At 70.6% G+C, this 5136-nt stretch carries 4 protein-coding genes; 2 read left to right on the forward strand and 2 right to left on the reverse strand.

Going from position 1 to position 5136, the window contains the following annotated elements; all coding sequences use genetic code 11:
* Both VFZ20_RS05105 and VFZ20_RS05110 read right to left on the reverse strand, forming a co-directional pair.
* The coding region (locus VFZ20_RS05105) for a DNA/RNA non-specific endonuclease (protein ID WP_329682756.1) at nucleotides 1-1802 on the reverse strand (1802 nt) is incomplete at its 3' end.
* 1035 nt (nucleotides 1803-2837) lie between these two features.
* A complete protein-coding gene (locus VFZ20_RS05110) occupies nucleotides 2838-3431 on the reverse strand; it encodes a hypothetical protein (protein ID WP_329682757.1) in 594 nt (197 codons plus the stop codon).
* A gap of 461 nt (nucleotides 3432-3892) precedes the next feature.
* On the opposite strand from VFZ20_RS05110, the gene VFZ20_RS05115 reads away from it, so the two are divergent.
* Nucleotides 3893-4024, forward strand: coding sequence for a hypothetical protein (locus VFZ20_RS05115; RefSeq protein WP_329682758.1), 132 nt, complete (start codon nucleotides 3893-3895; stop codon nucleotides 4022-4024).
* Between the two features lie 222 nt (nucleotides 4025-4246).
* Nucleotides 4247-5136 (forward strand): patatin-like phospholipase family protein (locus VFZ20_RS05120; RefSeq protein WP_329682759.1); only part of this gene is annotated, 890 nt, incomplete at its 3' end.

Here is a 5136-nt window from a genome sequence, read left to right on the forward strand (position 1 = left end):
CCGGCGATGTTGTACACCTCCTTGCCGTTCACGCGGGCAAGGTCGTTGGTGTAGACCTCGAACTTGAGCCAGGGGCCGCCGTTCATGTCCTGCAGCTGCGGCAGGATGTTGGTCATGAAGAACGTGGACTCGTTCTCGCCCGGGGTCGCCGTGCGCTGCTCGCTCATCACCATGTGGCCGCGGCTGTACCCGCTGCCCGTGTAGTCCGACGTGGTGATGACCGTGGCCCCCGCCGGCAGGGTGGGATCGGCCGCGAAGCAGTTGCAGCGGTTGGCGCCGCCAAAGTGCGTGGAGTTCAGGTTCCAGCTCACCCAGTTGGGCCCGCCCCGCGCCGAGTTGTACGACAGCGAGTACGTGGTCTTGTTGAGCAGGATGTCGTCCGACGCGTTGGCGTCGGTGGGCACGCCGAACTCCAGGTGGTTGCGGTACACGGAGCCCGTGGACGCCGTGGCCACCGTGAGCGTGGTGCTGCCCAGGACCCCGTTGGCCGACGTGGCGCGGATGGTGGTGGAGCCGTCGGCGAGGGTGGTGACCATGCCCGTGGCGCTCACCGTGGCCACCGCCTCGTTGGTGCTGCTCCACGTGAAGGTGGTGCTCACCACCTGCCCGGTCCCGTCACGGCCCACGGCGGTGTACTGCCGCGTGGTGCCGGGGGCCAGGGTCTGGCTGGCCGGCGTGACGGTCACCGTGGTCACGGGGCCGGCCACCGGGGGCGGCCCGCTGCCGCCGCCCGTGGGCGAGGTGCCCGGCGTGCCGCGGTTGTTGTTGGTGGCGTCGTACACGTTGGTGGCGTCGGTCCAGCTGGCGCCGTCCACGGCCACGTTGTCCAGCGACACGTCCGTGAGCTCGCGGGCCACGCCGTTCTTGGCCACCGTGCCCGACGAGGTGTACGACACCGAGTCGGCGATCACGCCCGTGGGGGCGCGGATGACGAAGCGGTCCGCGCCGCTGTTGGAGAACTGCAGGTTGGACGACGTGGTGCCGATGGTGGCCGTGTAGGCGTAGTCCACCGTGATGCCGCCGTTCTTGGCGGGGTCCACGCTGCGGCCCAGCACCGCGTACCCGCCCGCGGGCACGATCACGTCGGCCCCGATGGTCGTGGATCCGCCGTTGTCGCGCACGGCGTAGTTGCGCAGGTTCACGGCGAACGCGCCCGCGTTGTACACTTCCACGTACTCGCCCAGGCTGTCCTGCACGGTGCCGGCCGGGTTGGCCATGAGCTCCGAGATCACCAGCCGGTTCTGCACCTCGGTGGAGACGTAGACGACGAACGAAAAGCGGGTCACGCCCTGCGAAAGGGCAAACCGCCACGGCTTGGCCGCCGACGTGGCCCCGGGGGCCAGGACGCCGTTCCACTGGAAGTACGGCTGCTCCGGCTCCGTGAAGAAGTCGTCGCCGTCCGCGTTGGCCAGCACCACCGTGCCCGAGCCGCCCGAGACCGTGGGGCCCGTGGCGAAGAACACCCGCACGCCGTTCGCGTGGGCCGTCACGCCGTCCACCGTGCCGACGGCCTGGCTGGCCAGCAGGTTGGTGACGGTGACGTCCACCTCGAACACGCCGCCGGTGGTGTCGGCGTTGGCCGAGCTCAGCCGCACGAGCGAGTTTTGCCCGCCGTAGAGGGTGGACCGGGGCCCGCCCGGCGCCGTCCCCACGTCGCCGGCGCACTCCAGCGCGCCCGTGCTGACGGTGACGCTGCACAGGAGCTGGCTTGCCGGCGCGCCGCCGGGGCCGGCGACGGGCTCGGGGGCGTTGGCCGTGGGCTGGTCCGTACAGGCGGCGGCAAGCAGTGCAAGCGCCGCCACGGTCCAGCGCCGCGCGCCTTGGACGGGTCGTGCGATGGAAAACATGAGATTCCAACGTGAGGGTACGCCAGTGGGAAGGCGACAACCCTAACGCTCCGGCCGTACCGTCGCAAGGTGAGGTAGTGCAACGATTTAGCAAAGATCTTGTTTGGTTTGAGCGGGGCGCTCCCATTGCGATCTCCTGATGGAGACCCGCGCGGTGTGTACATCCTGGCGGGAAGCGCGTGTATTTCGCGCGTAAGGTGATGGTAGGGAGAAGGTTGGGATTCAGGATGGGCTGAGCGCGGAGGCGGGGCGCAGGAGGGAATAGACTCTTTTCCGGAACAAAAACGAGTAAATGCCTCCGTCGCGAGGCGGCGGAGGCGATTTGCCCTGTTCTTCCACCCCTCCTTCAGTGAAGGGTATGCGGGAAGGTATCGGCTGCTCCTGCCGCGGACTTTAGCGCGTCGATTACCGGACCCTCGCACGCGCGTCATCCTGAGACTGAGAGGGTGTTGCCAAGCCTCGAACTCCGGGCCGCGTCATCCTGAGGAGCCGCCGCGTGGTCCCTGTCCAAACGTGATCTTTGGCGGCGACGAAGGATCTTGCCCGCGAAACTCTGCGGCGGCTCTCGTGCACGAAAGCCGCGTTCGAGTTGCGCACGCAAGATCCTTCGGTCGCGCCAAGCTTTTGTCTGCGTCCCCGTTACGCGCGGCGCTCCCTGAATAGAAAGAGAGGGCTGGTTCTGGCGTGTAGCAGGCCTCACGCGAGCGCCCCCTCCGCTCGCGTAGGCTCGCACCTCCCCCAATAACCCCTGGGGGAGGTTGAGCTGCGGCGGCTTTCATCCCGTAGGGTGCGCGCAGCGCCGAATGACTCAGGATGACGCTCCTTGGCTTCTATCCAAGGATTTGGCAACACCCTCCGAGTCTTTGACCAACCGCTGTTCAACCTCCCCCAGGGGTTTTTGGGGGAGGTGGGCGAGCTCCGCGAGCCCGGAGGGGGCGCCCCCGTGGAGTCTGCTACGTCCATCCGCCCCCGACACGCGCGTACTCCGCGCTAGCCCGCCCGCGCCGGTGCGCCGATGGCGATGGCCGAGCCCACGAAGGGGATGACGCTCGTGAAGCCGGCGAGGGTGGCGGCGGGCGTGGTGGCGGCCGTCCCCCACTGGGTGATGCCGTGCGGCATCAGCCGGGCAAGGTCGTACGTGCGTCCGGCCAGCTCGAACGGCCGGCTCGCAATCAGCCGTGCGGAGAACACGTTCAGCGCCAGCAGCGGCGTGTCGGCGCTCCCCGTGCCCAGCGTGGTCCCCGTGACCACGGCCACGCGCCGGAACCGCGCCACCTCCTCGCCCGCGCCGAACGAGTGCGGATGGTCGAACGTGGCGGTCGGGTGGCGGTTGAGGTAGACAGAAAAGTCGCCCTTGGCGTCCAGCCCCAGCGACAGGTCGCCGTTCTGCACGGGCCTGGCCGTGAACGGCTCCGCCAGGAAGGTGAGGTGCGCCGTCCCCTCGCCCGGCGCGCCGTCGAAGAGCGGGGCGTGAATGCCCTGCAGGTGCAGAAAGTAGCCGGCGTCACGCAGCGACCCGTCCGGCGCCGCGTAGAACCGGCCCGTGACGTACCAAGCCACCTCCCCCGGAAGAATCCCCTCCATCCCCGCCTCCTGTCTGGCATTCGCAGCGGCCCCGCACGGATGCCGTGAACCTCGCGCCCGCGCCGCCGCCGTGCAACGGAGGCGTTCATCCCGCGACTGCCGATGCCGAGTGACGTCTCCGCCGGGGGCGAGTCTGGCCGGACGTGCGTGGGGCTGAACCACGACCGGGCGCTGGGCGCCGCCATGACGGGCTTTGCCGCGCATCGGCTCCACGCGTTTGGCCTGCCCATGCGCGGGACGGTGGCGCTGGACCTCCTGCTGACGGAGGACTCGCGGAGCCCGTACTACTACACGGAGAACCTCGACGGCACGGACCAGCGCGCCTGCGTGGACTCGCGCGACGGCCTGCGGGCGGAAGGCGCCGCCTGCCTGCCGGACCTGGGCCTGGCCGGTCGCGCGGAGCTGATGGGCGTTCTGTCGCCGCACTGGGGCGTGGGCGCCGGCGCGCGCCTGGGCGCGTCGTGGACGCGACTCCGTACGGCCTGGTGCGCTACGAGCACCCGCTGCGCGCGGGCCGCTCCGCGTGGTTCGGCCAGCTGTCCGCGGGCGACGGCTTCTCGCAACTGGACGCCGGCGTCGCCATCCGCTTCTGAAGCGCGTCGCGATCTTCGATCGTCATCCGCCCCAACGACACGGGCTCCCGCGAATCCGGGAGCCCGTTCTGTTTGCGCGCGCGCCGCCGTGCGAATCGGCCCATCGCCGGACGATCCGGCTCGATCTTATATGTGCTCGTGCGAGGGCATGGCGCTTGCCCCCTTCGACGCATCCGCCGGTACTCATCCGTACCCGCCCCGTTCTCGCGTTTTCCGGACCCCATGCCCGTGCCCGCTGCCTCGTCACGCCCGTTCGCGCGCGTCCTTACCACATTGATCGCGGCGGCTGTGCTCGCCGGCGTGCCCCCCGCGGGGGCGCAGGTCCCCACGGACACCGTCTCTACTCCCTTTCGGCCCGCTACGGGCACGGACGCCCTGGTGCTCAGCGGCGGCGGCTCGCGCGGGCTGGCGCATCCCGGCTCGCTGCTGGCCCTGGAGGAGCGCGGATACGACGCCGACATCGTGGCCGGCACGAGCGTCGGCGCGCTGGTGGGGGCCCTGTACGCCGCCGGCTACCCCGCGGACGAGATCCAGCGGCTCGTCCGCGCCGTGCGCTGGGGCGAGCTGTTCACGGCCGCGCCATCGGTGATCGGGCCGGAGCGGGCCGTGCGCTATCCGCTCGTGAACTACGACCTGCAGACGGACCCGCTGCGCTACCCGCGCGGCTTCGTCCCGCAGTGGCGGATGAACCGCGCGCTCGTGCAGCTGCTGTTCGACGCCGAGTCCCGCGCCCGCGGGGACTTCGACCGCTTGGCGCGCCGCTTTCGCGTGGTCGCCACGGACCTGCGCACGGGCGAGGCGGTGGTACTGGCGCGCGGCGACCTGGCCCGCGCCGTTCGCGCCAGCTTTGCCGTGCCCGGCGTGTTCGCGCCCGTGGAGTGGGAGGGCCGCACGCTCATCGACGGCGGCGTGGCCGACAACCTTCCCCTGGACGCGGCGCGGCAGCTGGGCGCGCGCTACGTCGTGGCGCTGGACGTGGGCCGCACGGACCCGGAGATCGCGTCGCGCGGGCCCATCAGCGTGCTGGGCCGCACCATCGACCTCTTCCAGGACCTGGCCCAGCCGGAGCGCACCCCGCCGGACCTGTGGATCGTGCCGGAACTCCCGCCCGC

The sequence above is a fragment of the Longimicrobium sp. genome (assembly GCF_036280135.1).
Taxonomy (GTDB): Bacteria; Gemmatimonadota; Gemmatimonadetes; order Longimicrobiales; family Longimicrobiaceae; genus Longimicrobium.

Coding starts and splice junctions, on each gene's coding strand:
- VFZ20_RS05110 (WP_329682757.1), bottom strand. CDS start 3,431: ATGGAGGGGATTCTTCCGGGGGAGGTGGCTTGGTACGTCACGGGCCGG.